This window comes from Nocardia terpenica (assembly GCF_013186535.1).
In the GTDB taxonomy this organism is placed as follows: Bacteria; Actinomycetota; Actinomycetes; order Mycobacteriales; family Mycobacteriaceae; genus Nocardia; species Nocardia terpenica.
This window is the reverse complement of record NZ_JABMCZ010000003.1, coordinates 2363990-2388568: the sequence shown is the minus strand read 5'-3', so window position 1 is coordinate 2388568 and position 24579 is coordinate 2363990. Positions and strand designations below refer to the sequence as shown.

Below are 24579 nucleotides of genomic sequence, written 5' to 3'. Positions count from 1 at the left end.
CCCGTCACTCCTTGTCGAGAAGCCCCTCGGGCGGATCGATGACGACCAGCCGGTCGGCGATCGACACGGTGGGCACGATCGCGGTCACGAACGGGATGAGGATTTCACGGCCGTCGTCGGCGGCGCGGACCGACAGCAACTCGCCCGCGGCGGAGTGCAGCACCTCGGTCACCTCGCCGACGACGCTGCCGTCGGTGAGCCGCACGGTGAGGCCCTCGAGCTCGTGATCGTAGAACTCGTCGGGATCATCCGACGGCGGCAGATCGGCGGAGTCGACCAGGAACACCGTGCCGCGCAACGCATCCGCGGCGGCCCGATCCTCGATTCCCCGCAGGCGCACGAGGAGTCGGCCCGAGTGCTCCCGGACCGACTCGATCGTGTACTCCTGCAGGGCTTTCGCGCGCGGCAACCGGCCGCGCAGCAGAGCGCCGGGCGCGAACCGCTGTTCGGGTTCGTCGGTGCGCACCTCGATCACGAGTTCGCCCCGCACGCCGTGGGACTTGGCGACCCGCCCGACTACCAGTTCCATTACTGATCTGTATCGACCACGTCGACCCGGATCCCCCGGCCGCCGATACCGGCGACGAGGGTGCGCAGGGCGGTGGCGGTGCGGCCGCCGCGGCCGATCACCTTGCCCAGATCATCCGGATGGACGTGCACCTCGACGGTGCGGCCGCGGCGGCTGGTGATCAGCTCGACCCGGACGTCGTCGGGATTGGCGACGATGCCGCGAACCAGATGTTCGACGGCATCGGCGACGACCGCGCTCATTACTCGGCAGCCTCGGTCGCGGCGTCCGCACCGGCGGCCTCGTCGGCCTTCTTGGCGGCCTTCTTCTTCGGGGTCACGGCCTCGGCGACCGGCTCGTTGTCGGCGGCGGCCAGGGCGGCGTTGAAGCGGTCCAGCTTGGAGGGCTTGGGGGCCTTGACCTTCAGGGTGCCCTCGGCGCCCGGCAGGCCCTTGAACTTCTGCCAGTCGCCGGTGATCTCCAGCAGGCGCTTGACCGGCTCGGTCGGCTGCGCGCCGACACCCAGCCAGTACTGCACGCGCTCGGAGTCGACCTCGATCAGCGAGGGCTCTTCCTTCGGGTGGTACTTGCCGACGTTCTCGATCGCCCGGCCGTCCCGGCGGGTGCGCGCATCCGCGATGACGATGCGGTACTGCGGGTTGCGGATCTTCCCGAGCCGGGTGAGCTTGATACGAACAGCCATGAGCTGATGCCTTTCGGTGTCGGCCGCCCGAAGACGACCGGATTGGTCACGGCGCAATTCAGCAGCCCGCACGGGGTACGGGCCCGGTTTTGCGTAGAGTGTGTGACCGCCGCGCGGTACGTAACCGGAGACGGGCTGACACTGTCCTCGACGAGGACGGTGGTCCATTTTGCCAGACGAGTCCGGTGGGGCAGAAATCGGGCCGAGTCAGCGCAGATCTGCGGTCGGCACCTCGACCTTCACCGGAGCCGGAGGCATGATCGCCTCACCAGCCTCGGCGAAGATCTCCTGCCGATAGCCGGTCTGACCGAACCGATAACCCCAGAACTTGGCCGGTTGCCCGTCCGGCAGCTCCACAATCCAGAGATACGGGATACGCGCGCCCGCGTAGGCAGCCACTTTGGTGTCGCGCTCCGCCCGGGTGTTGCCGGACGACCAGACCTCCACCGCGAGGACCACGTTGTCGGGCGCGAAGCTGGTGTGGTTGACATCGACATCCACGACGACGACATCGGGAATAACGCCGGTCCGGAACGCGGTGCTCAGTCGAACACCAACTCCGGGAAGAACATGCAGATCACTACGACCAGCAGCTTTGAGCGAATCGTCCAGCCAGAGCGCAAGTCGGAAGGTGGCGTGCTGATGCGAGCCCGTAGGCGGCGGTGTCATGTAGAGGTACCCCAGGATGAGCTCGAGTCGAGAACCATCGGCAGGCTGATCTTCGGCCAGCCAGTCTTCCACAGTCATGGGCCCCAGGGGGTGAATCGTAGAAACCTCGGCGGTCATGGTCATTTCCCCGTCCGATCTGCTCAGCTTCAGCTCCGTGCGCCTGGGCGGCCGGTCACCTCATTCCGGGCTACCTCGAGACCATTCTTGCATTCCGCTCCGACTGCGGTCCGGTATCCCTTACATCCTCGCGGGCGCCGTGGCGGAGATGGCCCTGGTGGCCACCCACGGCCCGCCGCACCACATCCGCCAGCCCAGCGATCGCACCGTGATATCGAGCGCACCGGCCTCGGCGAGAGTGTTCCGATATTTGGGCAGGTTGCGGATGTCGGCGATGAGCAGGCGACCACCGGGACGCAGCACGCGCAGCGCCTCGCGGACGGCATCGGCCCGGCCCTCGGTGGAGTTGATGTTGTGGATGGCGAGGCTCGAGACGACCACATCGAACTCGCCGTCGCGGAACGGAAGCCCGGTCATATCGCCGGTGCGCAGCTCGATGCGATCGGCGACGCCCTCGGCGGCGGCATTGCGCTCGGTGGCGGCCTGCTCGTTGCCGGACTGGTCGACCGAGCGCCACAGATCGACGCCGACCGCGCGGCCGTTCGGCAACCGACGGGCCGCGGCCAGCAGCACGGCGCCGCGCCCGCAACCCATATCCAGCAGGCGCTCGTCGCCGCGCAGGCCCAATCCGTCCAGCAGTTCGCCCCAGACCTGGAACTTGCCGCGGCGAGTGGCATGCATGTACAGCACGAACTGCACCGTCATCGCCACGGCCAAGGCGAAGAAGAACCAGCCGACCGCCGAACTGAAGGCCGGGCCCAGGGTCACCGCGAGCACCAGATAAACCACGGCGAACCCGCCGAGCATGAGCGCCACCGGCGGTGCGTCCACCCCGTACTGCCCGCGCCGCTCCTCCGCCGAGACCACACCCATCGCCTCGTCCTCTCACTCCGACTGCGGTCCGTTATGCCATAACATCGCCGTCCATGGCGAGGGATACGGCCGCAGAGACGGATACACCCCGCCCGTCAGCGATGTCCGGTGACCGGATCGCGGCGTGGGTACACCCGCCCGCGGAGCACCACGTAGGCGGGTGTGTCCAGTGCGGACCGGCCGCTGCGTGGGTCCGCCTCGTACACAACGAAATCCGCGGGGGCGTCGGGTTCGATGCTCGGGCGGCCGAGCCAGGCGCGGGCCTTCCAGGAGGCGGCGGCCAATGCCTCGTGGCGGGTGAGGCCCGCGGCTGCCAGGGCCTCGATCTCGTCGGCGATGCGGCCGTGGTGGATGCCGCCGCCCGCGTCGGTGCCGGCGTAGATGGGTACGCCCGCGTCGTGGGCGGCGGCCACCGTGTCTCGGACGCGGCGGTGCAGGTCGCGCATGTGGGTCGCGTAGGCGGGGTATTTGGTTGCGCCGTCGGCGATTTCGGGGAATGTCGCGATATTGATCAGGGTGGGTACGAGCGCGGTGCCGTGCCGGACCATCGCCTCGATGGTCTCGTCGGTGAGCCCGGTGCCGTGTTCGATGCAGTCGATGCCCGCGCCGATCAGGCCGCCGAGCGCGTCCTCGCCGAAGACGTGCGCGGTGACGCGGGCGCCCTCGCGGTGGGCGGCGTCGATGGCCTCCTTCAGGATCGCGTCGCTCCACAGCGGGCGCAGGTCGCCCGCCGCGCGGTCGATCCAGTCGCCGACGATCTTGACCCAGCCGTCGCCCCGCCGCGCCTGCTCGGCGACGATGTCCGGCAGATCCCGCTCGTCGTCCAGCTCGATGCCCAGTTCGCGGATGTAGCGCTTGGGCCGGGCGATGTGCCGCCCGGCGCGGATGATCTTCGGCAGGTCCGCACGCTCGTCGATGAAGCGGGTGTCGATCGGGGATCCGGCGTCGCGCAGCAGCAGCGCGCCCGCGTCGCGCTCGGTCTCGGCCTGGGCGATCGCACCGGCGCGATCCTCGTGCCCGCCGCCGTAACGGATGCCGACGTGGCAATGCGCGTCGACCAGTCCGGGCACGATCCAGCCTGTCGCACACAGGGTTTCGGCGTCGCGAATCGGCTCGAACGAGATCCGGCCGTCGCACACCCACAGATCGCGCACCTCGTCGTCCGGGAGCACCACTCCCCGCAGATGCAGCCGCATACCGCCTCCTGGTCGCCGTTCCCCTGGAAAGAGCAGTGGCATGACCGAGATCATGCCACCGTCGATTCCGGAGTGCGCCGGTCAGAAGAACACTGCTACACCACCGTGGCTCGAGCAGGTGCCGGAGCGGTGCGTGCTGAAACTGTAGGTCCCGTCCTTGCACTGCGCGGTCGCGCCCGGCGGCGGCGCCGAGGCCGATTCGGGGCGATGCACGCACTGCCCGTTCGAATTGACATACGAGCTCCGGTCGCAGCTGGCGGCCGGCTGCGGCACCGCGCCGAGATCGTTCGGGGCGGGTGCCGGTGCGGCCGACATCGGTGGCTCGGTCGTTCCGGCGGCCGGGAGCGGGGCGGCGGGGGCCGCGATCGTCGTCGGTGCGCTACTCGGGAGCGGGCCGCCGGAGGTGTTCGCCGAGGGTGTGCAACCGGCCAAGGCGATCGCCGCGGCGCCGCCCACCAACCAACCCGCCATGCGGAGCGTGTAATTCATCATTGTCCTTCTTCTGCGCCGCTGCCGGAGTTCACCGGCACGACGACGCGACCTTTGTTCACGGAATGCACGGTGCGTGATCTCAGGTCGAAATCGCCTGCGGCACAGGAAGATCAACAGGGACTGGCGCACGATACGCCCCCGATGTCGACGCCGCGACCGACGACGTTACGGCCGCCAGTCGAGCCCTCCTGACACCCGCCGACGCCGAACAGGGGCGAGCCGATCGGCTCGCCCCTGAATCCTGGCGCTGGCTAGTTCTTGGGGAACTTCAGCTTCGACAGATCGATGCCGTCGAGGCCCGGCGGCAGCTGGTCGAGACCGGCGGGCATGTCCGACAGGTCGGGGAAGCCCGCGGGCATGCCACCGGGCAGGGCGGGCATGCCGGGGAAGCCGCCGCGCATCTTCGGCGGGGTCGGGCCGCGGCCGCCCTTCTTGCCCTTCTTCCCCTTCTTGGCGTTCTTGCCGCCGCGGCGGGAGCCGGGCAGGCCCATCTGCCGACCCATGGCGGCCATCATCTTGCGGGCCTCGAAGAAGCGGTCGACCAGCTGGTTCACGTCCGAGACCGCGACGCCGGAGCCGTTGGCGATGCGCAGGCGGCGGGAGGCGTTGATGATCTTCGGGTTCGCGCGCTCGGCCGGGGTCATGCCGCGGATGATGGCCTGCACCCGGTCCAGTTGCTTGTCGTCGACCTGGGCGATGGCGTCCTTCATCTGGCCCGCGCCCGGCAGCATGCCTAAGAGGTTGCCGATCGGGCCCATCTTGCGGATGGCCAGCATCTGCTCGAGGAAGTCCTCGAGGGTGAGCTCGCCGGAGCCGATCTTGCGGGCGGCGTCCTCGGCCTGCCGCTGGTCGTAGACCTGTTCGGCCTGCTCGATGAGGGTGAGCAGGTCGCCCATGCCGAGGATGCGGCTGGACATGCGGTCCGGGTGGAAGACGTCGAAGTCCTCGAGCTTCTCACCGGTGGAGGCGAACAGGATCGGGACGCCGGTGACCTCGCGCACGCTCAGCGCGGCGCCGCCGCGGGCGTCGCCGTCGAGCTTGGTGAGCACGACGCCGGTGAAGCCGACACCGTCGCGGAACGCCTCGGCCGTGCTGACCGCGTCCTGACCGATCATGGCGTCGAGCACGAACAGCGTCTCGTCGGGCTGCACGGCGTCGCGGATGCCCGCGGCCTGCCGCATGAGCTCCTCGTCGATGCCGAGGCGGCCGGCGGTGTCGACGATGACGATGTCGTACTGCCGCTGCCGGGCCTCCTCGACACCGGCCTGCGCCACCTCGACCGGGTCGGCGGCCGTGACGCCGAGCGCGTTCTCGCCGCCGCCGATCGAGGTGCCCGGATGCGGCGCGAATACCGGCACCCCGGCCCGCTCGCCGACCACCTGCAGCTGGGTGACCGCGCCCGGGCGCTGCAGGTCACAGGCCACCAGCAGCGGCGTATGCCCTTGGCCCTTCAGCCATTTCGCGAGCTTGCCCGCGAGCGTGGTCTTACCGGCGCCCTGCAGACCGGCGAGCATGATCACCGTCGGCGGGTTCTTGGCGAACTGCAGCCGCCGCGTCTCGCCACCGAGGATGCCGACCAGCTCCTCGTTGACGATCTTGACGACCTGCTGCGCCGGATTCAGCGCCCCGGAGACCTCGGCGCCCTTGGCGCGCTCCTTGATCCGGGCGATGAACTGTCGGACCACCGGGAGCGCTACGTCGGCCTCGAGCAGGGCCAGCCGGATCTCGCGGGCGGTCGCGTCGATATCGGCCGGTGACAGACGCCCTTTACCGCGCAAATCCTTGAGGGCACCGGTCAACCGGTCGGACAGTGATTCGAACACCGATCGCGCTCCTGGGGTTACTCGAGGGACATCACTCGACATACCAGGGTACGGGGAACGCGCGACCTGACGGATTCGCCCCGGCCAAAAGCGTGCCGGGGCAAGAGTGAGTGCCGCGCCCTACTCGAGGGTGCGGCGGCGGGGGCGGGGGGTTTGGCGGATGTCGCGGTCTTCGGAGGTGACCATGCCTACGGCTTCGCGGGCGGTGAGGCCGAGTTCCAGGGCCATGTTGTCGAGCATGGACCATTCGGCTTCGGTCGGCTCGGTTCGGCTGACCGTGGCGGCGATGGTCATGGCGGTGACGGCCTGTTGGCCGGACAGGGTGCGGCCGGGCAACCAGGAGACCACCCAGCGATCGCCGCCGACGCAGCGTGCGATGTGCTGCGTTTCATCGCTGGTCATCATCGACGCGGAGACGACCTCAATTGCCACCGACCCGCTCCCCTCACGCACCGAGACAACCGGACCCGTCCGATAGTAGAGTGGCGCAGGTCACATGCGACAGAGGTTGCGGCAAATGGCAAGCAACAATCTTGTTAACCAGCAATCGACCAGTTTGCCGGCAACTTTCGGGTCGGGGCGACCATTCAGTAACTGCCCCCGGACCCGGTGTCGGCGTCCGTTTCCCCCGGCTTCTTCGGCTCCGGTTGCGGAACCACCGCGAGCACCGCGGCCTCGATCTCGGCCCGCCGCCGCGGCCCGTCGGAGTCCCCCAGATCCAGACAGAACACGTCCACCACGGCCGCGCCGTGGGTGACCACCTTCGCCCACCGCACATCGGCCCCGGCCCCCGACAGCGCCGCCGCCAACCGGCTGAGCAGCCCGATCCGGTCCTCGGCGCGCAGTTCCAGCAGCACCTGGCCGGGCATCGAGGTGTCGGTCCACAGCACGCGGGGCCGGGCGTGCGCGTACGGGCTGGGCCGCAGCCCGGCCTCGCGCTCCTTCTTCGCCAGCACCGCCGCCAGGTCCAGGTCGCCGTTGATCGCGCGGATCAGCTCCTGGCGCAGCAGCCCGGCGTCGGGCGGATCGCCGAATTTCGGGGTGACGACGAAGGTGTCGACGGTCGCCTCCCCCGCGCCGCCCAGCGACGCCGACAGCACCCGCAGCGAATGCAGGGCGAGCACCCCGGCGGCCTCCGACAGCAGGCCCGGCGTATCGGGGGCGATGACGGTGACGACGTGGGTGTAGCGGCCGTCGCCGGGCCGCAGCTCCACGTGCACGCCGCCCGCCTTGGCCTTGTCGAGCAGTTCGGGCGCGATCGGATCCGGTTGCGGCTGCGGCTCTCCCGCCATGGCCAGTCGGCAGCGGCGCACCAGATCGCCGATGAGCGACGCCTTCCAGTCGCCCCACACGCCCGGCCCGGTGGCCAGCGAGTCGGCCTCGGCGAGCGTGTTCAGCAGCTCCAGCAGCTGCGGATCGCCGCCGAGCGCGTCGACGACCATCCGCACCGTCGCGGGATCGGCCAGGTCGCGGCGGGTCGCGGTGTCCGGCAGCAGCAGATGGTGCCGGACGATCGCGCCCAGCGTGCGCACGTCCGAGGGCCACAGTCCCAGCCTGCGGCCGATGCTGAGGGCCAGTTCGGCGCCGACCACGCTGTGATCCTCGGTGCGGCCCTTGCCGATATCGTGCAGCAGCGCGCCGAGCAGCAGCAGGTCCGGGCGGGCCACGCGGGTGGTCAGCGCGCTCGCGTAGGCCACGGTCTCGACCAGGTGCCGGTCCACGGTCCAGATGTGCACGGCATCGCGCGGCGGCAGATCGCGCACCGCGCCCCATTCCGGAAACAGCCTGCCCCACAGGCCCGTCCGGTCCAGCGCCTCCACCGCGTCGACGGTGCCGCGGCCCGCGCCCAGCAGCACCAGCAGGTCGTTGACCGCCTCGCGCGGCCAGGGCTCGCGCAGCTCGGGGGCGTCCTCGGAGAGGCGGTTGAGCGTGGTGGCCGCCATCGGCAGCCCGCTCTGCGCCGACGCCGCCGCCACCCGCAGTATCAGGCCGGGATCGCGCCGCGGCCGGGCGTCGCGGGCCAGCACCACCTCCCCGGCGTGCTCGACCACGCCTTCGTCGAGCGGACGGCGCACCGGCATGCGGCGCAGCCGCGCCAATCCGCGTCGGGGCAGGGCGTTTCCGGCCGTGCGCAGGCCGACGTCGACGGAGTAGCCGACCGTGCGGGCGGCGTCGCTGAGCGTGCGGGCCAGGTCGAAACGATCGCCGATGCGCAGCGCGGCGCCGATCTCGTCGGCGTCCTGGGCGCGCAGCTGGTCGCGGGAGCGACCCGCCACCCGATGCAGTTCGGTGCGCACGTCGAGCAGCCGCCGGTGCGCCTGCTTCAGGCCGCCGCCCGGCACGTCCGGGCCGAGTCCGGGCATGGCATCGGTCAATTGGGCGATGGCGAGCGCGTCGAGCAGCTGGATGTCGCGCAGGCCGCCGCGCCCGTTCTTCAGATCCGGTTCGGCGCGGTGGGCGATCTCGCCGTTGCGCTTCCAGCGAGCCTGCGCCTGCTCCACCAGATCGCCGAAGCGGGAACGGATTCCGGTGCGCCACTCGCGGCGCACCCCGCCGATGAGCAGATTGCTCAGCTCGGCGTCGCCCACGATGTGGCGGGCGTCGAGCAGGCCGAGCGCGGCGGTGAGGTCGTCGGCGGCCACCCGCAGCGCCTGCGGCACCGAACGCACGCTGTGGTCGAGCTTGAGGTGGGCGTCCCACAGCGGATACCAGAGCCGGTCGGCCACCTCGGCGACCCGCGCCGGATCCACATCGTCGTGCAGCAGCACCAGATCCAGGTCCGAATACGGCAGCATCTCCCGGCGACCCAGCCCGCCGACCGCGACCACGGCGAGGCCGCTGTCGCCGGTGATGCCGAGCTCGGCCCCCTTGGCGGTGAGCCACAGATCGTGCAGATCGACCAGCGCCCCGCGCAGCGCCTCGGCATCGAGACGGGGGTGGCGGGTGTCGCCGCCGTCGAGCAACTGGTCCCGCGCCCGGACCAGATCCGTTGCGCCGCCCGAGAGTTCGTCACGCGCCTTGCCCACAACCCACCACCCCGCCACTCGATATCCGGTTCCGCCGCCGCCCGTGGTCGTCGCTACAGCGCGTCGGCGCCGCGCTCCCCGGTGCGGACCCGGATCACCGAATCCACCGGCGTCACCCACACCTTGCCGTCGCCGATCTTCCCGGTGCGCGCGGCCTCCACGATCACCTCGACGACCTTCTCCACCGAGGCATCGTCCACGACCACCTCGACCCGCACCTTCGGGACGAAATCGACCGAGTACTCGGCACCGCGGTACACCTCGGTGTGCCCCTTCTGCCGCCCGTAGCCCTGGACCTCGCTGACGGTCATGCCCAGCACACCTGCCTGCTCCAACCCGCTCTTCACGTCCTCGAGCGTGAACGGTTTGACGATCGCGGTAACCAGTTTCATTTCGTCATGCCTCCTTGACGGCGGTCCGGGCCGTGCCACCTACAACAGCGAAATCGTATGCCGTTTCGGCATGCTCCGATTCATCCATACCCTGGAACTCCTCTTCCTCCGAGGCCCGCACGCCGGTCGTGAGCTTGAGGATGTAGGCCAGGATCAGCGACACCACGAAGGAGAACGCCAGCACGGTGAACGCGCCCACGGCCTGCTTGCCGAGCTGGGCGAAACCGCCGCCGTAGAACAGCCCGCGGGCCCCGTTCAGCGCCGCCGACGCGCCGGATTCCGGGCACAGGAACAGGCCGATCATCAGGGTGCCGACCACACCGCCGACCAGGTGCACGCCCACCACGTCGAGCGAGTCGTCGAAGCCGAGCTTGAACTTGAGCCCGACCGCCAGCGCGCACAGCATGCCCGCGACCGCGCCGATGGCCAGCGCGCCGAGCACGTTCACCGACGAGCAGGAGGGCGTGATGGCGACCAGGCCCGCGACGATGCCCGACGCCGCGCCGAGGCTGGTGGGCCTGCCGTCGCGGATCTTCTCCACCAGCAGCCAGCCGAGCATGGCGGCACAGGTGACGAAGGTGGTGGTGAGGAAGGTGGAACCGGCCAGGCCGTTGGAGCTCACCGACGACCCGGCGTTGAAACCGAACCAGCCGAACCACAGCAGACCGGCGCCCAGCATGACGAAGGGGAGGTTGTGCGGGCGCATCGGCGACTTGGGCCAGCCCTTGCGGCGACCCAGCACCAGGCACAGCGCCAGGCCCGCGGCGCCGGCGTTGATGTGCACCGCGGTGCCGCCCGCGAAGTCGATGGCCTGCAACTTGTTCAGAATCCAGCCGCCCTCGTGGACCAGGTTGCCCGCCGGATCGCTGACATTGCCGTCGAACACCCAGTGCGCGACGGGGAAGTAGACGACGGTCACCCAGACGGCGGCGAAGATCAGCCACGCGCGGAACTTCAGCCGGTCGGCCACGGCACCGGAGATGAGGGCCACGGTGATGATGGCGAACATCAGCTGGAAGGCGACGAAGACGGTCATCGGGATGGTGCCCGACAGCGGGATGTCGGCCCCGTGCACGGCGGCGGCGCCGGTCGAGGGGTCGGCGGGCGCGGCCTTGACCCCGTTGCCGCCGATCAGTCCCTTCAGGCCGAAGAACTGGCCGGGATCGCCGAGGACGCCGAACGTGTTGTTGCCGAACGCTTCCGAGAAACCGTAGAGCGCCCACAGCACGCCGACGATGCCCATCGCGCTGATGCTCATCATGATCATGTTCAGGACGTTCTTCGACCGGACCATGCCGCCGTAGAAGAATGCCAGTCCCGGTGTCATCAGCAGGACGAGCGCCGAGCTCGCCAGCATCCACGCGGTGTCACCGGTGTCGGGAACACCGACCAGGGGATACGCCACCTTGTTTCCTCCTCATCTCGGGCCCGGCCAGACCTCGGCAACGAGCCTGCAGAGAAGGTTCGCGAGTGGGTGTTTCCTCCGTGCCGCCGTGATGTTTCACATGCGTGAACGGATGAGCGCCTTGTGTTTCGACCGTATTTCGCGCACGGTCGCGTATTCCCGTCCGGAAAGACCTGGTCAGCCCAGCAGTGCGTCGACGAAGGCGCCCGGCTCGAAGGGAGCCAGGTCGTCGGCGCCCTCGCCCAGGCCGACCAGTTTCACCGGCACGCCGAGTTCGTGCTGGACCTGGAAGACGATGCCGCCCTTGGCGGTTCCGTCGAGCTTGGTCAGCACGACGCCGGTGATGTCGACCACCTCGGCGAAGACGCGGGCCTGGGTGAGGCCGTTCTGGCCGACCGTGGCGTCCAGCACCAGCAGCACCTCGTCGACGGCGGCCTTCTTCTCCACCACGCGCTTGACCTTGCCCAGCTCGTCCATCAGGCCGGTCTTGGTGTGCAGGCGGCCCGCGGTATCGATGAGCACGACGTCCACGCCGTTATCGATGCCGGTGCTGACCGCGTCGAAGGCGACCGAGGCCGGGTCCGCGCCCTCGCGGCCGCGCACGGTGTCCGCGCCGACCCGCTCGCCCCAGGTCTGCAGCTGATCGGCGGCCGCGGCGCGGAAGGTGTCGGCGGCGCCGAGCAGCACCCGGCGGCCGTCGGCGACCAGCACCCGGGCCAGCTTGCCGGTGGTGGTGGTCTTGCCGGTGCCGTTGACGCCGACGACCAGCAGGATCGACGGGTGATCGTCGTGCGGCAGGGCGCGGACGGACCGGTTCAGCTCGGGGCGTAAGGCCTCGATCAGCACGTCGCGCAGCACCTGGCGGGCCTGGTCGGCCGTGCGCACGGTCCGCGAGGCCAGCTCCTCGCGCAGCCGCTGCACGACCGCGGTGGTGCTGGCCGTCCCGAGATCGGCCATCACCAGCGTGTCCTCGATCTCCTCCCAGGAGTCCTCGTCGAGATCCCCACCCCCCAGCAGCCCGAGCAGACTCTTACCAACCGCATTCTGCGACCGAGCCAGCCGCCCACGCAGCCGCGTAAGCCGCCCCGAGGTGGGCTCGATCTCCTCCACCTGAACGGGCGCGGACGGCACAACCTCAGCGGGAGCGGACGGCGCAGCCTGGGCCGGAGCAGACGATGGGGCCTTGGTGGGAGCAGACGGCGCGGCCTGGGCCGGAGCAGATGGCGCGGCCTTGGCGGGCGCAGACGACGCGGCCTGGGCGGGCGCGGACGGCGGGACCTTGGTGGGAGCGGAGGGCGCGGCCTTGGCGGGCGCCGACGACTCAGCCTCGGCGGGAGCAGACGACGCGGCCTCAGGGCGAGCAGACGACGCAGCCTCAGGGCGAGCAGACGACGCAGCCTCAGTAGAAGCGGACGACGCAACCTCAGCGGGAGCAGTTGGCGCAACCTCGGTGGGAGCAGACGACGCATCCCCGGTGGTACCGGACGGCGCAACCTCCGAAGAGTCGGTCGGCGCAGCCTCGGTGGGGGCGGTCGGCGCGGTGGATGTTGTCGCAGTGTCCTGCGCGGAGGCGGGCGAGGCTGCGCGCTCGGCCGTTTCGGCGGAAGGAGAGGATATCGGGGCGGCGGAGTCCGTCGGCGCCTGCTCGGTGGTTTCCGGTTCCGGAAGCCGGACATCGGTGATCGTGCGGCGGACCGAATCGCGCGGGATCGCGGCATCGTCGCCGATGTGCGGCTGGCCCTCGTCGTCGGTGCGCTCGATCGGCACCGGCTCCGGGCGCGGCGGCGGCGCGGTGGCGGTGCCGCCCTGACTGAAGCTGAATCCCCCGGACGCCGTATAGCCACCCGACCGGTCGGTCACTTCCTTCTCGGGAGCCTTCGGCGTCAGGGTCACCCGACGCCGCCGGTACAGGACGAATCCGGAGACGAACGCCACCAGGAGCACGGCGACGATCGCGGCGATCAGAATCCAAGCTTGCGCAGTCACGGGCCCCATCCTGTCAGAACCGGCGGTGTCGCCACGCAGGCGGCGGGAAGACCCCGGCGAAACCGCGGCAGGTCAGCCGAGCCGGGTGTAGTTGGCCGCCTCCGATTCCTCCGGGGCCGTGCCGAGGAAGGCGTCGAGCATCTCGTCGGCCACGGTGGCCGAGGTCAGGCGCAGGCCGAGGGCCAGAACGTTCGCGTCGTTCCATTTGCGCGCGCCCGCGGCGGTCTCGCGATCGGTGCACAGCGCGGCACGCACGCCGGGCACCTTGTTCGCGGCGATCGACACGCCGGTCCCGGTCCAGCAGCACACCACGCCGCGCTCGGCGCGCCCGTCGGCGACCGCCTCCCCTACCCCGCGCCCGACCTCGGGCCAGGCGATGTCCTCGCCGACCACCACGACCTCGTGCCCCCGCTCGGTCAACCACCGCTTGACATGCCGGGTGATCTCGGTGGATTCGTCGGTTCCGAACGCTATCCGCATGTCACGAGGGTAGTTCGCTTAGCACATCGGGCGGCGCGGCATTCACAGACACGCCGAAATCGAGTTGTGGAGACACTCCGACTACCGACCGGTCTGGTCATCTGCACACCACGCTGCCGAAGGCGCGGCGAATCCATCACAGAGACAATAGGATCGGCGACGTGACCGATCGAAATGTGCTTGGGGGACCGCTGGAGGAGTGTGGCACCGATCCTCTCACCGGCTTCTATCGGGACGGATGCTGCAGCACCGGCCCCGAAGACCTGGGCAGTCATACGGTGTGCACGGTCGTGACGCAGGAGTTCCTGGAGCACCAGAAATCGATCGGCAACGATCTGATCACCCCGCGCCCGGAGAACAACTTCCCCGGACTACAGCCCGGCGACCGCTGGTGTGTGGTGGCGGTGCGCTGGCTGCACGCGCACGAGGACGGCGTGGCCGCCCCGGTGGTGCTGGCCGCGACGCACGAGAACGCGCTCGAGGTCGTCCCGATGGAGACATTGCGCAAATACGCCGTCGATGTCCCCGACGATGTGAGCGACCTGCTGTGACCGCGGTGGATCGACACGCCGAGCGGCGAATCATGTTGGTCCCGGACAGGGTTGGGCGTGGCGATCGGAGCGCGGTCTAGCGTGACGGGCATGGGGATCGGGGCGAGAACGGCCCGGCTGCGGGCACTCATCGAGCATCCCGGCACCGGGGCCGAGGAGCGCGCGGTCGCCGAGCGAATGCTCGCGCGAGCGCTGCGCGGGACCGGCCCGGCGCGGGAAGGCGGAGCCGATCGCCGGTACGGCGCGCGGCACGGGCGAGGCGGGCGGCACGCCGGGCTCGCGCTGATCGCGGAGCTGGTGCGCGAGGACATCGACTTCGCACGGGCCTTCGCAACCCCCCGGCTGCCCGCGGAACTCGCGCTGCGCAGCCCGATCCGCGACGCGCCCGCGACCATCGCCTACCGCGTCGACACACCGTTCGACGGGCGGATCGTCGTCACGATCGACGGCGTCCCACCGGAGTGGGGATGGGTGCTCGAGGACGGCATCGAGTCGGTGAGTCCGGCCCTGCGCGCACTCGCCGACGAGGTGGCCGAGATCGTCGATGCCTACAACCACGAGGGGGCCGATATCGATAAGCGGTTCTTCGCCAGTGTTCGGGTGGGGGAAGAGACGCTGATCTGGTAGAGCCGTCTCGGCGTGTCAGCAAAGCGCTGAAGCTCGGCTCCCCGATAATCCCCCCGTGACGCCGGGACAGCTGTGCCGCAGGTCGTTGCTTGCCATGGCGGCGGGGCTGCCGTTGGGCATGCTGCCGAAGGGGTACGGCACGGCCGCCGCGGTACCGGAACCCGCCGTCCGGTACACCATGAGCGCCTTCACCAATTACAACGAAACCGATTTGTACATCTACGAATCGGCCGATGCCGTCGACTTCACGCTGCTGCGGGGTCCCGCCTACCGGCCGCCGACCGGCCTGCTGCGCGACCCGAGCATCTTCCGTCACACCGACGGCGCCTACTACCTCACCCACACCACCGACTGGAACGGGCAGACCATCGGATTCGCCCGCAGCACCGACCGGATCGCGTGGACCTTCCTGTGCGACTACCCCGTTGGGCTGCCCGACATCCAACACACCTGGGCGCCCAAGTGGTTCGTCGACCCGCAGGGCCGGGTCGCCGTGATCGTCGCCCTGGGCAACAGCCGATCCTTCCAACCGCACCTGATGACCGCCACCGACCCGTCGCTGACCGCCTGGACGCCCCTGCGCCCGCTGGCCGGACTCACCGCCGCCCCCGGAACCGTCGGCTATATAGATACCGCCCTGGTGCAGGCGGGCGGCCGCTACTACGCCTTCACCAAGAACGAATCCACCAAGTACATCGAGCTCGCCGTCGCCGATTCCCCGTGCGGCCCCTACCGATTCCTGCACACCGGCGACTGGGCCCGCTGGGGGCCGCTGCGCGAGGGACCGTGCGTCATCGCGCTCCCCGGCGGCGGCTGGCGCATCTACTTCGATGCCTACCTGGACCGCACGTACCTGTTCAGCGACAGCCGCGACCTGCACACCTGGGCCCCGCCGCGACAGCTGCCCGGCATCTCCGGAATCGTGCGCCACTGCACCGTCCTCCCGGAGCCGGTACCGGACCCGTAACGGATTCAGCGCCAGGCGGTCTCGCCGGAATTCGGATGCTCGGCGCGGACCCGGCGGCGGTGCGCCTTCTGCCGACAGGCCGCCGAGCAGTACCGGGCCGGGCGGCCGGTACGCGGCTGCCGCAGCGGGCCGTCACAGATCGGGCAGCGGCCCGACGTTTCGTTACCCACCCCGCTTTCGTTACGGGCCGCGCCGCCGGTTCCGAGTTTCGTCACGCCCCGGCCGTCGGCGCGCATCGCCTCCAGCAACAGCGCGGCGGGCCGGGACAGGGCCCGCCCCCGGCCCGAGACCCGCTGCATGGCAACGCCTCCGGTGAACACCGTCTGGACATCGCCCAGCGTGAGGTCCGAGCGGATCGCCCCCTGCCGCTGCGCCGCGACCAGCAGCGCCTCGACGGCCCGGCGGAAGCGCTCCCCCGCCCCGTGCACCAGCGTGCGCGGCCAGCCGTCGTCGGCCTCGAGCACGTCGCACAGCGCCCTGTGGCCCGGCGTGGTGGCGATGACCTCGGTGCAGAAGGCCAGGAAGGCCGCGCCGGGATCGGCGGCGTCGCGGTAGCCGACGGCCAGCGCGGTGAGCCGGTCGACCCGCTGCTGCACAACGGCTTCCAGCAGGTCCAGCTTGCTCGGGAAGTGCCGGTGCACGGTCCCGGCGCCCACCCCGGCCCGGCGCGCGATCTCCACCAGCGACACCCCGATGCCGTGCTCGGCGAACGCGCGCTGCGCGGCGGTGAGGATGAGGGCGCGGTTGCGGCGGGCGTCGGCCCGGATCACGGCGGGCGCCGGTGCGGCGGTGGTCATTTCGTTACGGCCCCTCTCGATCCAACTGGCCTGCACGAGGTCCCCGATCCCAGGGTGCGAATACGGGTTTGATGACCCGGATTCTACCGAAAGGAACCGACCCACAGATGGGCGCGTGTGGCAATCAACCCGCGAAGGCGTTGTGTGGCATGCCGACATCGATGCTCTCCGGGTGATTCATCCCGGTCCGAAGACCCTGCGCGGCTGGCTGGACGAGACCGGCGCGGCGCAGTTGAAGGCCATGATCGACGCGGCCGAGTGACCGGCGGGGTGATGTCGGGCTACTGTTGAATCCGCCCGCGCGGACGCGCGGGCGAGGCTCGATCAATGGACGGTTAGACCGATGTCCGACATCACCAGCAAACCCCCGCTTCTCCCCGACTGGGTCAGCGACGATATCGACCCCAAGGTGCCGAGCATCGCCCGCATCTACGACTACGCGCTAGGCGGTTCCCACAACTTCAGCGTCGATCGCGAACTGGCCGAGAAGAGCCGCGCGCGGTGGCCGCACAGCCTGCACTCCGCCTGGACCAACCGGGCGTTTCTGCGGCGTGCTGTTACCTTCTGCGCCGAGCAGGGGATGACCCAGTTCCTCGATATCGGTTCGGGCATCCCGACGGCGGGCAATGTGCACGAGATCCTGGCCGATCTCGGCGTCGACGCCCGCGTGGTGTACACCGACATCGATCCGATCGCGGTGGTGATGAGCCGCCGCATTCTCGCGGATCTGCCGTGGGCCACCGCGATTCGCGGCGACGCCCGCAATCTGGACGGCCTGGTCGACGATCCGGACGTGCGGCAGATGATCGACTTCTCCGCCCCGGTGGCGGTGCTGCTGGTCGCGCTGCTGCACTACCTCCCCGACAGCGCCGACCCCCGCCGCATGATCGCGCAGCTGCGCGACCGCCTCGCCCCCGGCAGCATGATCGCCGTCTCGCACATGACCACCGACGAGTGGCCCGCCCCGGATCTCGCCGAGGCGATCGAGATGGGCAAGCGGACCAGCACCCCCATCGTCATGCGCCCGATCACCGAAATCTCGGCCATGCTGGAGGGTTTCGAGCTCGTCGCGCCGGGCCTGGTCCGCGTCCCGCAGTGGCGTCCCGAACCCGGCGACGACACCACCGCCAGCTATTTCGACACCGTGGGCGCGGTCGGGATCAAACCGGCATAGGAGGGATCAGGCGGGAGAACCCACCAGGTTCTCCCCCCGCATCCGCTGGGAGATCACCTGGGTGATGCCGTCGCCGCGCATGCTGACGCCGTAGAGGGCGTCGGCGATCTCCATGGTCGGCTTCTGGTGGGTGATGACGATCAGCTGGCTGCGGTCGCGCAGCTGCTCGAACAGGCCGATGAGGCGGCGCAGGTTGGTGTCGTCGAGCGCCGCCTCGACCTCGTCCATCACATAGAACGGTGAGGGGCGGGCGCGGAAGATGGCCACCAGCAGGGCCACCGCCGTGAGCGACTTCTCGCCGCCGGACAGCAGCGACAGCCGCTTGACCTTCTTGCCCGGCGGGCGCGCCTCCACCTCGATGCCGGTGGCCAGCATGTCGCTCGGATCGGTGAGCAGCAACCGGCCCTCGCCGCCGGGGAACAGTTTGGCGAAGACCTGGACAAACTCCCGCTCTACATCCTGATATGCCTCGGTGAACACCTGCAGGATGCGCGCGTCGACCTCGGCCACCACGTCCAGCAGGTCCTGGCGGGCCTTGCGGACGTCCTCGAGCTGGGTGGCCAGGAAGTTGTAGCGCTCCTCGAGGGCCGCGAACTCCTCCAGCGCAAGGGGATTCACCTTGCCCAGGGTGGTGAGGTCCTTCTCGGCGCGCTTGGCGCGGCGCTCCTGGGAGGCGCGGTCGAAGGGCATCGGCTGCGGCTGGCTGACCTGGTCACCGCGCTCGCGCGCCTGCTCGTACTCCTGCATCTCCAGCGCGGACGGCGGCATCGGCACGTGCGGGCCGTATTCGGCGATGAGGTCGTCCAGCGCGATGCCGAACTGCTCGCCGATGGTCTGCTCCAATTGCTCGATGCGCAGCGCGGATTGGGCGCGGGCCACCTCGTCGCGGTGCACGGCGTCGGTGAGCTGGGTCAGCTGGGCGGACAGGGCGCGGGTGCGCTCCTTGGTCTGGTCGACCTGCGCGGCGCATTCGGTGCGGCGGCGCACCAGGTCGTCGCGGCGGGCGGCGGCCTCGGCCACCACCGTTTCCAGTTCGGCGGCAACGCGTTCGGCGGACTCGGCGACCACCGCGGCGACCTCGGCGGCCCGCCGCCGCGCGGCCTGGGCGCGTTCGGCGCGGGCGCGGGAGTCGCGTTCGGCGCGGGCGGCGCGGCGCAGCGAATCCGCCTTGCCCCGCACCGATTCCGCGCGTTCCTCGGCGGTGCGCACGGCCAGCCGCGCCTCCACCTCCATGGCGCGGGCCTCCGCCAGCGCGGCGGCGGCCTCCTCGCGCTCCTGACCGGCGGTCTCGGTGCCCGCGTCGGAGTCCGAATCCAGGTCCGACTGTTCGGATTCCGCGTGCCGCAGCCGCTGCTCGAGCTCGGCGAGCCGGTCGGAGTTGGCGTCGCGGGCGGTCTCGGCCTCGGCGCGCTGGGCCAGCAGCCGCTCGGATTCGGTCTGCGCGCTGCGCGCGGCCTCGCCGAGCCGCCCCAGCCGGTCGTAGATCGAGACCAGCGCCTGATCGGATTCGTGCAGCGCCAGCAGCGCCTGATCGACCGATTCCTTGCGGTCGGTCTGCTCGGCCAGCGCCCCCGCCAGCGCCGCCTCCAGCTCCCCCGCCTGCCGCTGCCAGGACTCCAATTCGCCGCGGGCGGAATCGATATCGGCCTGGATCTCGAGCTGGCTGGGCGCGCGATCGGAGCCGCCGACCACCCACCCGGTCCCGGCGAGATCGCCGTCGCGGGTGACCACCCGCAGCTCCGGCTGCCCCGCAAGCACTTCCGTCGCCGCGGCGAGATCGTCGACCACCACCGTGCGAGCGGTCAACGCCGAAATACCCTCGCGCACAGCGTCCGAGCAGTCCACGACATCCGCGAGCCAACGCGCCGAGCCGGGCAGCGCACCACGATTCCCACCGCCGACCTCATGTAGACCGGAACCAGCCGCTGCCGCGCCACCGAACACCAGGGCGGCGCGGCCCCCGTCGGCCTCGCGCAGGGCGCGCAGGGCGGCGTGCGCGGCGTCGCCGCTTCCGGCGGCCACGGCGTCGGCGAGGGGGCCGAGGGCGGCGGCGGCGGCGACCTCGAATCCGTTGTGTACCCGCAGCATTGCCGACAGCGGGCCGAGCAGGCCGTCGCCGCGATGTTCGAGCAGCCAGGCGCCGCCGTCCCGGCGGGCCAGGCCCATGGTCAGCGCCTCGATGCGCGCGGTCAGCGAGGCGACCTTCTTGCTGGCCTCGCGGTCCTTCTCGCGCAGTTCGGCGACGCGCTCCTCGGCAAGCTCGAGCGCCTGCGCGGCGTGTTCGTAGGCCGCGTCCAGGCTCTCCTCCCCCGCGTCGAGTTCGCTCAATTCGGCCTGCACGGACTCGAATTCGGCCTCGGCGGACTCGCCGCGCAGCCGCGCCTCCGCCAGCGCCGCGGACAACCGGGCGATCTCGCTGTCCGCGGACTGGGCGCGGGTGCGCAGGTTGTCGACCTGGCCCGACAGCCGGGCCAGGCCCTCGCGGCGGTCGGCGATGGCGCGCACCGCGGCCAGGTGCGCCTGTTCGGCGGCCTTGGCGGCCTGCTCGCGCTCGTGCAGCTGATCGCGGGCGGCTTCCAGTGTCTCGGTTGCGATCTCGACCGCCTCCAGCAGCTCGGCCTCCTCGGCCTCGACCCGCGCGGCCTCGGCCTCGAGCTGTTCGGGATCGCGCCCGGTGCCGGTGGGCTGCTCGATGGTCAGGTTGCGGGCGCGGTCGCGGGCGATCCGGATGGTGGCATTGACGCGCTCCACCAGCGCCGAGAGCTGGAACCAGGTCTGCGCGGCGGCCTCGGCGCCCGGCGTCAGCCGGGAGAGCTGGAATTCCTGCTGCGCCAGTGCGGCATTGGCGGCGTCGAGCTCGGTCTGGACGTTGATCTGCTGCTCGCGGGCGAAGGCTTCCTTGCTCTGCTGGCTCTCCAGCTCGCGGCGGCGGGTGACCAGATCGTCGGCGGCCAGGCGCAGCCGGGCGTCGCGCAGATCGGCCTGCACGGTGGCGGCGCGGCGGGCGACCTCGGCCTGCCGGCCCAGCGGCTTGAGCTGGCGGCGCAGTTCGGTGGTGAGGTCGGTGAGGCGGGCCAGGTTGGCCTGCATGGCCTCCAGCTTGCGGACCGCCTTCTCCTTGCGACGGCGATGCTTGAGCACACCGGCCGCCTCCTCGATGAAGGCGCGGCGGTCCTCGGGACGCGATTCCAGGATCGCCGACAGCTGCCCCTGACCGACGATGACGTGCATCTCCCGGCCGATGCCGGAGTCGCTGAGCAGTTCCTGCACGTCCATCAGGCGGCAGGAGCTGCCGTTGATCTCGTATTCGCCGGCGCCGTCGCGGAACATGCGCCGGGTGATGGAGACCTCGGAGTATTCGATGGGCAGTGCGCCGTCGGAGTTGTCGATGGTCAGCGTGACCTCGGCGCGGCCCAGCGGGGCGCGGCCGGAGGTGCCGGCGAAGATGACGTCCTGCATCTTCCCGCCGCGCAGGGCCTTCGCGCCCTGTTCACCCATCACCCAGCTGAGCGCGTCGACGACGTTCGACTTGCCGGAGCCGTTGGGGCCCACCACGCAGGTGATGCCCGGCTCGAAGCGCAGGGTCGTCGCGGACGCGAAGGATTTGAAGCCCTTCAGCGTCAGACTCTTCAGGTGCACAGCACGCCAGGCTACCGTGTCCAGCCCCGTTGCTCCGAGTATGCCGGGCGAATATGTTCGCCCGGCTGCTCGGATGCGGGAGCGGGAATCAGGACAGGGTGACGGTCAGGGTGTAGTCGGCGGCGTTGCCGTCGGTGGAGGTCACCTCGATCTGGTAGTCGGCGCCGTTGGCGTCGTCGATGTCGGCGTGCGGCACCCCGGCGGCGATCTGCGGGCCGACCAGCGGGGCCACCGACACGGCGGCGTTGTTGTTCTGGGAGGTGATGTCGAAGGCCAGGTGCTGCCCGGGCGCGGTGGAGATCGCGTAGCTGTCACCCTGGCCGCCGGCGATGCTGCCGCTGGCGCCGCAGGTGTTCTGGCCGGGCACGAACGCCAGCTTGTGCACGACGCTCGGGATGCCGGGGATTGCGGGCATCGGCGCGGCGGTGGCGACCCCGCCGACCGCGGTGAAGGTGGCTGCGGCAATGACGGCGAGGAGCACCGCGGGGACGGCACGCAACAGCGAACGGGACACTCGAGATGCGAACATGCCGAACATCTTTCCCCACATCGCCGTCAAGATCGCAAGCTACGGCGGGAAATTCGTGCTCGACACGCCGGAATCGCCGCGCCGAACACCCGCACCCACCCTCAGCCCACAGTGGGAGGTCGCGAGCCATTAAGTTAACGACCATTTGCGCTCGGGCGTGAGTAAATGAGAAGGTAGGGCAACATTTATCGCACAAGGAGTTGCCCGTGGATCTGGACTGGTCACCCACCGATCTGGCGTTTCGCGACGAGGTGCGGCGCTTCCTGGACGAGCACCTGACCCCAGACCTCCGCCGCGCCGGGCGGCTCGCCACCAGCGTCTACCCCGACCACGAGGCCAGCATGCGGTGGCAGCGCATCCTGCACGCGCGCGGCTGGGCGGCCCCGGCCTGGCCGGTGCAGCACGGCGGCTGCGACTGGAGCCCCGCCCAGCACTACATCTTCGACCGCGAATCCACGCTCGCGGGCGCACCGGCCCTGTCCCCCATGGGTATTCGGATGGTGGCGCACGCGATCATCGCGTTCGGGACCGCGGCGCAGCAGGCATACTTCCTGCCGCGCATCCTCACCGGCGAGGTCTTCTTCTGCCAGGGCTACTCCGAGCCGGAGGCCGGGTCGGACCTGGCCGCGCTGACCATGGCGGCCGTGGCCGACGGCGACGATCTGGTGTGCACGGGCAGCAAGATCTGGACCACCCACGCGACGGCGGCGAATTGGATCTTCTGCCTGGTCCGCACCTCCCGCGGCGAGCGCAAACAGCAGGGCATCACCTTCGTGCTCATCGACATGACCACGTCGGGCATTCGGGTGCGCCCGCTGGTGATGACCTCCGGCGAGCAGGTGCAGAACCAGGTCTTCTTCGACCAGGTCCGGGTGCCGCGGGCGAACGTGCTGGGCCGCGTCGACGACGGCTGGACCGTGGCCAAATATCTGCTGAACTTCGAGCGCGGCGGCGCGGCCTACGGCCCCACGCTGCAGGTGCTGGCCGAGGGGCTGGCCGCCCAGGCCGCGACCCGGCCCGGGCCGGACGGCGGTGCGCTGCTGGACGATCCGGCCTTCGCGGCCCGGCTCGCCGACGCCCGCATCCGCGCGGACGTGCTGGAGATCCTGGAATACCGGACCATGTCGGCGATCTCGCGCGGCCGGAATCCGGGCCCCGCGGCCTCGATGCTGAAGATCCTGGGCACCGAACTGAGCCAGCGGCTCACCGAATTGGCGCTCACGGCCGCCGGGCCGCGCGGGCGGGTGTATCAGCCGCACGCCACCATGCCCGGCGGGCCGATCGCCGCGTATGTGCCGCCCGCCGACGGATACGTCAGCGGCGAACCGTGGCAGGCGGTGGCGCCGCTGCGGTACCTCAACGACCGGGCCGGCTCGATCTACGCCGGTAGCAACGAGATTCAGCGCAACATCATCGCCAAGGCAACCCTGGGACTGTGACCGATGGACTTCGAACTCACCGCCGAACAGCAACTGCTCCGTGACACCGTCACCGAGTTTCTGGCGACCCGCTACGACCTGGAGCAGAGCAGGGCCGCGGCCCGCCTGGGCGCCGGATGGCAGCCGGAGATCTGGCACGCCCTCGCCGCCGAGGTCGGCATCCTCGGCGCCGGATTGCCCGACAGCGCGGGCGGATTCGGCGGCGGACCGGTCGAGACGATGATCATCGCCGAGGCGCTGGGCGCGGCGCTGGTGGTGGAGCCGTACGTGGACACCGTGGTGCTCGGCGGCGGGCTGCTGCGCCGCGCCGGGGGCGAGCGCGCCGCATCGCTGTTGCGCGGCATCGTTTCCGGCGAGGTGATCACGGCATTCGCGGCGCTGGAGGAGGATTCGGGCTACGACGTGCGGCGGGTGTCGACATCGGCTCGGCGCGAGGGCGATTCGTGGGTGCTCGACGGCGCGAAGACGGTGGTGACCACCGCGCCGCTGGCGACCCACCTGCTCGTCACCACGCGCACCGCCGACGCCGCGGGGCTGTCGCTGTTCGTGGTGGCGGCCGGTACCCCCGGGCTCACCCTGCACCCCTACCGCACCATCGACGACCGCAGCGCCGCCGACGTGCTGCTCGACGGGGTGCGCGTCCCGGCCGATGCGCTGCTGGGAACCGAAGGCGGCGCGGATGATTCGCTGGCGCGCGCCGTCGACGAGGCGGTGGCGGCGATAGCGGCCGAGGCGGTCGGCGGCATGCGCCGCGTCCTCGCCGACACCGTCGACTACGCCAAGCAGCGCCGCCAGTTCGGCGTGCCGATCGGCAGCTTCCAGGTGCTGGCGCACCGCCTGGTCGATATGCACCTGGAGCTCGAACAGTCCATTGCCGCAACGTATCTGGTCACGCTGAAGCTCGACGCCGACCCGACCGCCCGCGCTCGCGCGGCGGCCGCCGCCAAGGCCACCATCGGCCGCGCCGCCCGCTTCATCGGCCAGCACGCGGTCCAGCTGCACGGCGCCATGGGCATGACCGAGGAACTGGCCATCGGCCACTACTTCAAGCGGCTCACCGCCATTCAGTACGAGTGGGGCACGACCGACCAGCACATCGCGCGGTACGCGGCCCTACAGATCGGCCCGGCCGTCCGGTGACGCCTCGGACGGCCGGGCCGATCGCCTACGCCCGGTAGTGTCGTCC

24 protein-coding genes are annotated in these 24579 nt (G+C 70.5%); 7 read left to right on the top strand and 17 right to left on the bottom strand.

The genetic code is table 11. The features are described from left to right. Positions 1 to 4: 4 nt before the first annotated feature. From rimM to HPY32_RS46650, 7 genes are all read right to left on the bottom strand, one after another. Positions 5 to 529: a ribosome maturation factor RimM gene (rimM, locus tag HPY32_RS32645; RefSeq protein ID WP_067578644.1), complete on the bottom strand. Its 525-nt coding sequence runs from the start codon at positions 527 to 529 to the stop codon at positions 5 to 7. After that, entirely contained in the window at positions 529 to 771 is a 243-nt protein-coding gene (locus tag HPY32_RS32640) for an RNA-binding protein (protein ID WP_062511633.1), read from the bottom strand. The genes rimM and HPY32_RS32640 overlap by 1 nt, the downstream gene beginning before the upstream one ends. Next, positions 771 to 1211, bottom strand: a complete 441-nt coding sequence (gene rpsP / locus HPY32_RS32635; protein WP_067578643.1) for a 30S ribosomal protein S16 — start codon at positions 1209 to 1211, stop codon at positions 771 to 773. The genes HPY32_RS32640 and rpsP overlap by 1 nt, the downstream gene beginning before the upstream one ends. A gap of 207 nt (positions 1212 to 1418) precedes the next feature. Continuing rightward, complete coding sequence (locus HPY32_RS32630) at positions 1419 to 1997, bottom strand: Uma2 family endonuclease (RefSeq protein WP_171983144.1); 579 nt, start codon at positions 1995 to 1997, stop codon at positions 1419 to 1421. A 120-nt stretch (positions 1998 to 2117) separates the two neighbouring features. Further along, on the bottom strand, positions 2118 to 2870 hold the full coding sequence (locus tag HPY32_RS32625) for a class I SAM-dependent methyltransferase (RefSeq protein ID WP_067578642.1): 753 nt from the start codon (positions 2868 to 2870) through the stop codon (positions 2118 to 2120). Between the two features lie 95 nt (positions 2871 to 2965). Beyond that, the gene (locus HPY32_RS32620) at positions 2966 to 4066 is read right to left on the bottom strand and encodes an amidohydrolase family protein (RefSeq protein ID WP_067578640.1); all 1101 of its coding nucleotides are present in this window, start codon (positions 4064 to 4066) and stop codon (positions 2966 to 2968) included. 81 nt (positions 4067 to 4147) lie between these two features. Continuing rightward, positions 4148 to 4279 (bottom strand): DUF3761 domain-containing protein, encoded by a 132-nt coding sequence (locus HPY32_RS46650; RefSeq protein ID WP_373686696.1) that lies wholly within the window; start codon positions 4277 to 4279, stop codon positions 4148 to 4150. On the opposite strand from HPY32_RS46650, the gene HPY32_RS46645 reads away from it, so the two are divergent. Beyond that, the gene (locus HPY32_RS46645) at positions 4224 to 4550 is read left to right on the top strand and encodes a hypothetical protein (protein ID WP_067578638.1); all 327 of its coding nucleotides are present in this window, start codon (positions 4224 to 4226) and stop codon (positions 4548 to 4550) included. The two genes, HPY32_RS46650 and HPY32_RS46645, sit on opposite strands and share 56 nt — an antisense overlap. Before the next feature lie 259 nt (positions 4551 to 4809). Here HPY32_RS46645 and ffh read toward each other — a convergent pair whose 3' ends face one another. The 7 genes from ffh to HPY32_RS32580 form a co-directional block, all read right to left on the bottom strand. Continuing rightward, positions 4810 to 6381, bottom strand: a complete 1572-nt coding sequence (ffh, locus tag HPY32_RS32610; protein ID WP_067578636.1) for a signal recognition particle protein — start codon at positions 6379 to 6381, stop codon at positions 4810 to 4812. Between the two features lie 120 nt (positions 6382 to 6501). Continuing rightward, on the bottom strand, positions 6502 to 6813 hold the full coding sequence (locus HPY32_RS32605) for a hypothetical protein (protein WP_231951333.1): 312 nt from the start codon (positions 6811 to 6813) through the stop codon (positions 6502 to 6504). Positions 6814 to 6968: 155 nt separating this feature from the next. Further along, the gene (locus HPY32_RS32600; protein WP_373686686.1) at positions 6969 to 9407 is read right to left on the bottom strand and encodes a [protein-PII] uridylyltransferase; all 2439 of its coding nucleotides are present in this window, start codon (positions 9405 to 9407) and stop codon (positions 6969 to 6971) included. Between the two features lie 53 nt (positions 9408 to 9460). After that, positions 9461 to 9799 carry a P-II family nitrogen regulator gene (locus HPY32_RS32595; RefSeq protein ID WP_067578627.1) on the bottom strand — a complete coding sequence of 113 codons (339 nt, stop codon included), beginning with the start codon at positions 9797 to 9799 and terminating at the stop codon, positions 9461 to 9463. A 4-nt stretch (positions 9800 to 9803) separates the two neighbouring features. After that, positions 9804 to 11156 (bottom strand): ammonium transporter, encoded by a 1353-nt coding sequence (locus tag HPY32_RS32590; RefSeq protein WP_156674285.1) that lies wholly within the window; start codon positions 11154 to 11156, stop codon positions 9804 to 9806. 225 nt (positions 11157 to 11381) lie between these two features. Continuing rightward, complete coding sequence (gene ftsY, locus HPY32_RS32585) at positions 11382 to 13199, bottom strand: signal recognition particle-docking protein FtsY (protein ID WP_171983143.1); 1818 nt, start codon at positions 13197 to 13199, stop codon at positions 11382 to 11384. 63 nt (positions 13200 to 13262) lie between these two features. Then, a complete protein-coding gene (locus HPY32_RS32580; RefSeq protein WP_067578621.1) occupies positions 13263 to 13670 on the bottom strand; it encodes an RpiB/LacA/LacB family sugar-phosphate isomerase in 408 nt (135 codons plus the stop codon). A gap of 161 nt (positions 13671 to 13831) precedes the next feature. Between HPY32_RS32580 and HPY32_RS32575 the strand changes: the two genes are divergently transcribed. The 3 genes from HPY32_RS32575 (at position 13832) to HPY32_RS32565 (ending at position 15815) form a co-directional block, all read left to right on the top strand. Further along, complete coding sequence (locus HPY32_RS32575) at positions 13832 to 14221, top strand: DUF2237 family protein (protein WP_067578619.1); 390 nt, start codon at positions 13832 to 13834, stop codon at positions 14219 to 14221. Positions 14222 to 14311: 90 nt separating this feature from the next. Continuing rightward, positions 14312 to 14848 carry a hypothetical protein gene (locus HPY32_RS32570; protein WP_067578617.1) on the top strand — a complete coding sequence of 179 codons (537 nt, stop codon included), beginning with the start codon at positions 14312 to 14314 and terminating at the stop codon, positions 14846 to 14848. A 55-nt stretch (positions 14849 to 14903) separates the two neighbouring features. Beyond that, positions 14904 to 15815, top strand: a complete 912-nt coding sequence (locus HPY32_RS32565) for a glycoside hydrolase family protein (protein ID WP_231951332.1) — start codon at positions 14904 to 14906, stop codon at positions 15813 to 15815. Positions 15816 to 15820: 5 nt separating this feature from the next. Here the strand turns inward: HPY32_RS32565 and HPY32_RS32560 are convergent, their stop codons facing one another. Further along, on the bottom strand, positions 15821 to 16612 hold the full coding sequence (locus HPY32_RS32560) for a TetR/AcrR family transcriptional regulator (protein ID WP_067578616.1): 792 nt from the start codon (positions 16610 to 16612) through the stop codon (positions 15821 to 15823). A gap of 343 nt (positions 16613 to 16955) precedes the next feature. Here HPY32_RS32560 and HPY32_RS32555 point away from each other — a divergent pair, with 343 nt between their 5' ends. Further along, positions 16956 to 17786: an SAM-dependent methyltransferase gene (locus HPY32_RS32555; protein WP_067578614.1), complete on the top strand. Its 831-nt coding sequence runs from the start codon at positions 16956 to 16958 to the stop codon at positions 17784 to 17786. A 6-nt stretch (positions 17787 to 17792) separates the two neighbouring features. On the opposite strand, the gene smc is transcribed toward HPY32_RS32555, so the two are convergent. Further along, positions 17793 to 21425, bottom strand: a complete 3633-nt coding sequence (gene smc, locus HPY32_RS32550; protein WP_067578613.1) for a chromosome segregation protein SMC — start codon at positions 21423 to 21425, stop codon at positions 17793 to 17795. 88 nt (positions 21426 to 21513) lie between these two features. Continuing rightward, a complete protein-coding gene (locus HPY32_RS32545) occupies positions 21514 to 21954 on the bottom strand; it encodes a hypothetical protein (protein ID WP_156673894.1) in 441 nt (146 codons plus the stop codon). Positions 21955 to 22160: 206 nt separating this feature from the next. On the opposite strand from HPY32_RS32545, the gene HPY32_RS32540 reads away from it, so the two are divergent. Both HPY32_RS32540 and HPY32_RS32535 read left to right on the top strand, forming a co-directional pair. Then, positions 22161 to 23393 (top strand): acyl-CoA dehydrogenase family protein, encoded by a 1233-nt coding sequence (locus HPY32_RS32540; protein WP_067578610.1) that lies wholly within the window; start codon positions 22161 to 22163, stop codon positions 23391 to 23393. A 3-nt stretch (positions 23394 to 23396) separates the two neighbouring features. Continuing rightward, positions 23397 to 24533, top strand: coding sequence for an acyl-CoA dehydrogenase family protein (locus HPY32_RS32535; RefSeq protein ID WP_067578608.1), 1137 nt, complete (start codon positions 23397 to 23399; stop codon positions 24531 to 24533). The last annotated feature ends 46 nt before the right edge of the window (positions 24534 to 24579 follow it).

Bases quoted from the DNA above. Each gene is read 5' to 3' on its own strand.
- rimM (WP_067578644.1), bottom strand. From the start codon at position 529: ATGGAACTGGTAGTCGGGCGGGTCGCCAAGTCCCACGGCGTGCGGGGC.
- HPY32_RS32640 (WP_062511633.1), bottom strand. From the start codon at position 771: ATGAGCGCGGTCGTCGCCGATGCCGTCGAACATCTGGTTCGCGGCATC.
- rpsP (WP_067578643.1), bottom strand. From the start codon at position 1,211: ATGGCTGTTCGTATCAAGCTCACCCGGCTCGGGAAGATCCGCAACCCG.
- HPY32_RS32630 (WP_171983144.1), bottom strand. From the start codon at position 1,997: ATGACCGCCGAGGTTTCTACGATTCACCCCCTGGGGCCCATGACTGTG.
- HPY32_RS32625 (WP_067578642.1), bottom strand. From the start codon at position 2,870: ATGGGTGTGGTCTCGGCGGAGGAGCGGCGCGGGCAGTACGGGGTGGAC.
- HPY32_RS32620 (WP_067578640.1), bottom strand. From the start codon at position 4,066: ATGCGGCTGCATCTGCGGGGAGTGGTGCTCCCGGACGACGAGGTGCGC.
- HPY32_RS32595 (WP_067578627.1), bottom strand. From the start codon at position 9,799: ATGAAACTGGTTACCGCGATCGTCAAACCGTTCACGCTCGAGGACGTG.
- HPY32_RS32590 (WP_156674285.1), bottom strand. From the start codon at position 11,156: ATGCTGGCGAGCTCGGCGCTCGTCCTGCTGATGACACCGGGACTGGCA.
- ftsY (WP_171983143.1), bottom strand. From the start codon at position 13,199: ATGGGGCCCGTGACTGCGCAAGCTTGGATTCTGATCGCCGCGATCGTC.
- HPY32_RS32580 (WP_067578621.1), bottom strand. From the start codon at position 13,670: ATGCGGATAGCGTTCGGAACCGACGAATCCACCGAGATCACCCGGCAT.
- HPY32_RS32570 (WP_067578617.1), top strand. From the start codon at position 14,312: ATGGGGATCGGGGCGAGAACGGCCCGGCTGCGGGCACTCATCGAGCAT.
- HPY32_RS32560 (WP_067578616.1), bottom strand. From the start codon at position 16,612: ATGACCACCGCCGCACCGGCGCCCGCCGTGATCCGGGCCGACGCCCGC.
- HPY32_RS32555 (WP_067578614.1), top strand. From the start codon at position 16,956: ATGTCCGACATCACCAGCAAACCCCCGCTTCTCCCCGACTGGGTCAGC.
- HPY32_RS32545 (WP_156673894.1), bottom strand. From the start codon at position 21,954: ATGTTCGCATCTCGAGTGTCCCGTTCGCTGTTGCGTGCCGTCCCCGCG.
- HPY32_RS32535 (WP_067578608.1), top strand. From the start codon at position 23,397: ATGGACTTCGAACTCACCGCCGAACAGCAACTGCTCCGTGACACCGTC.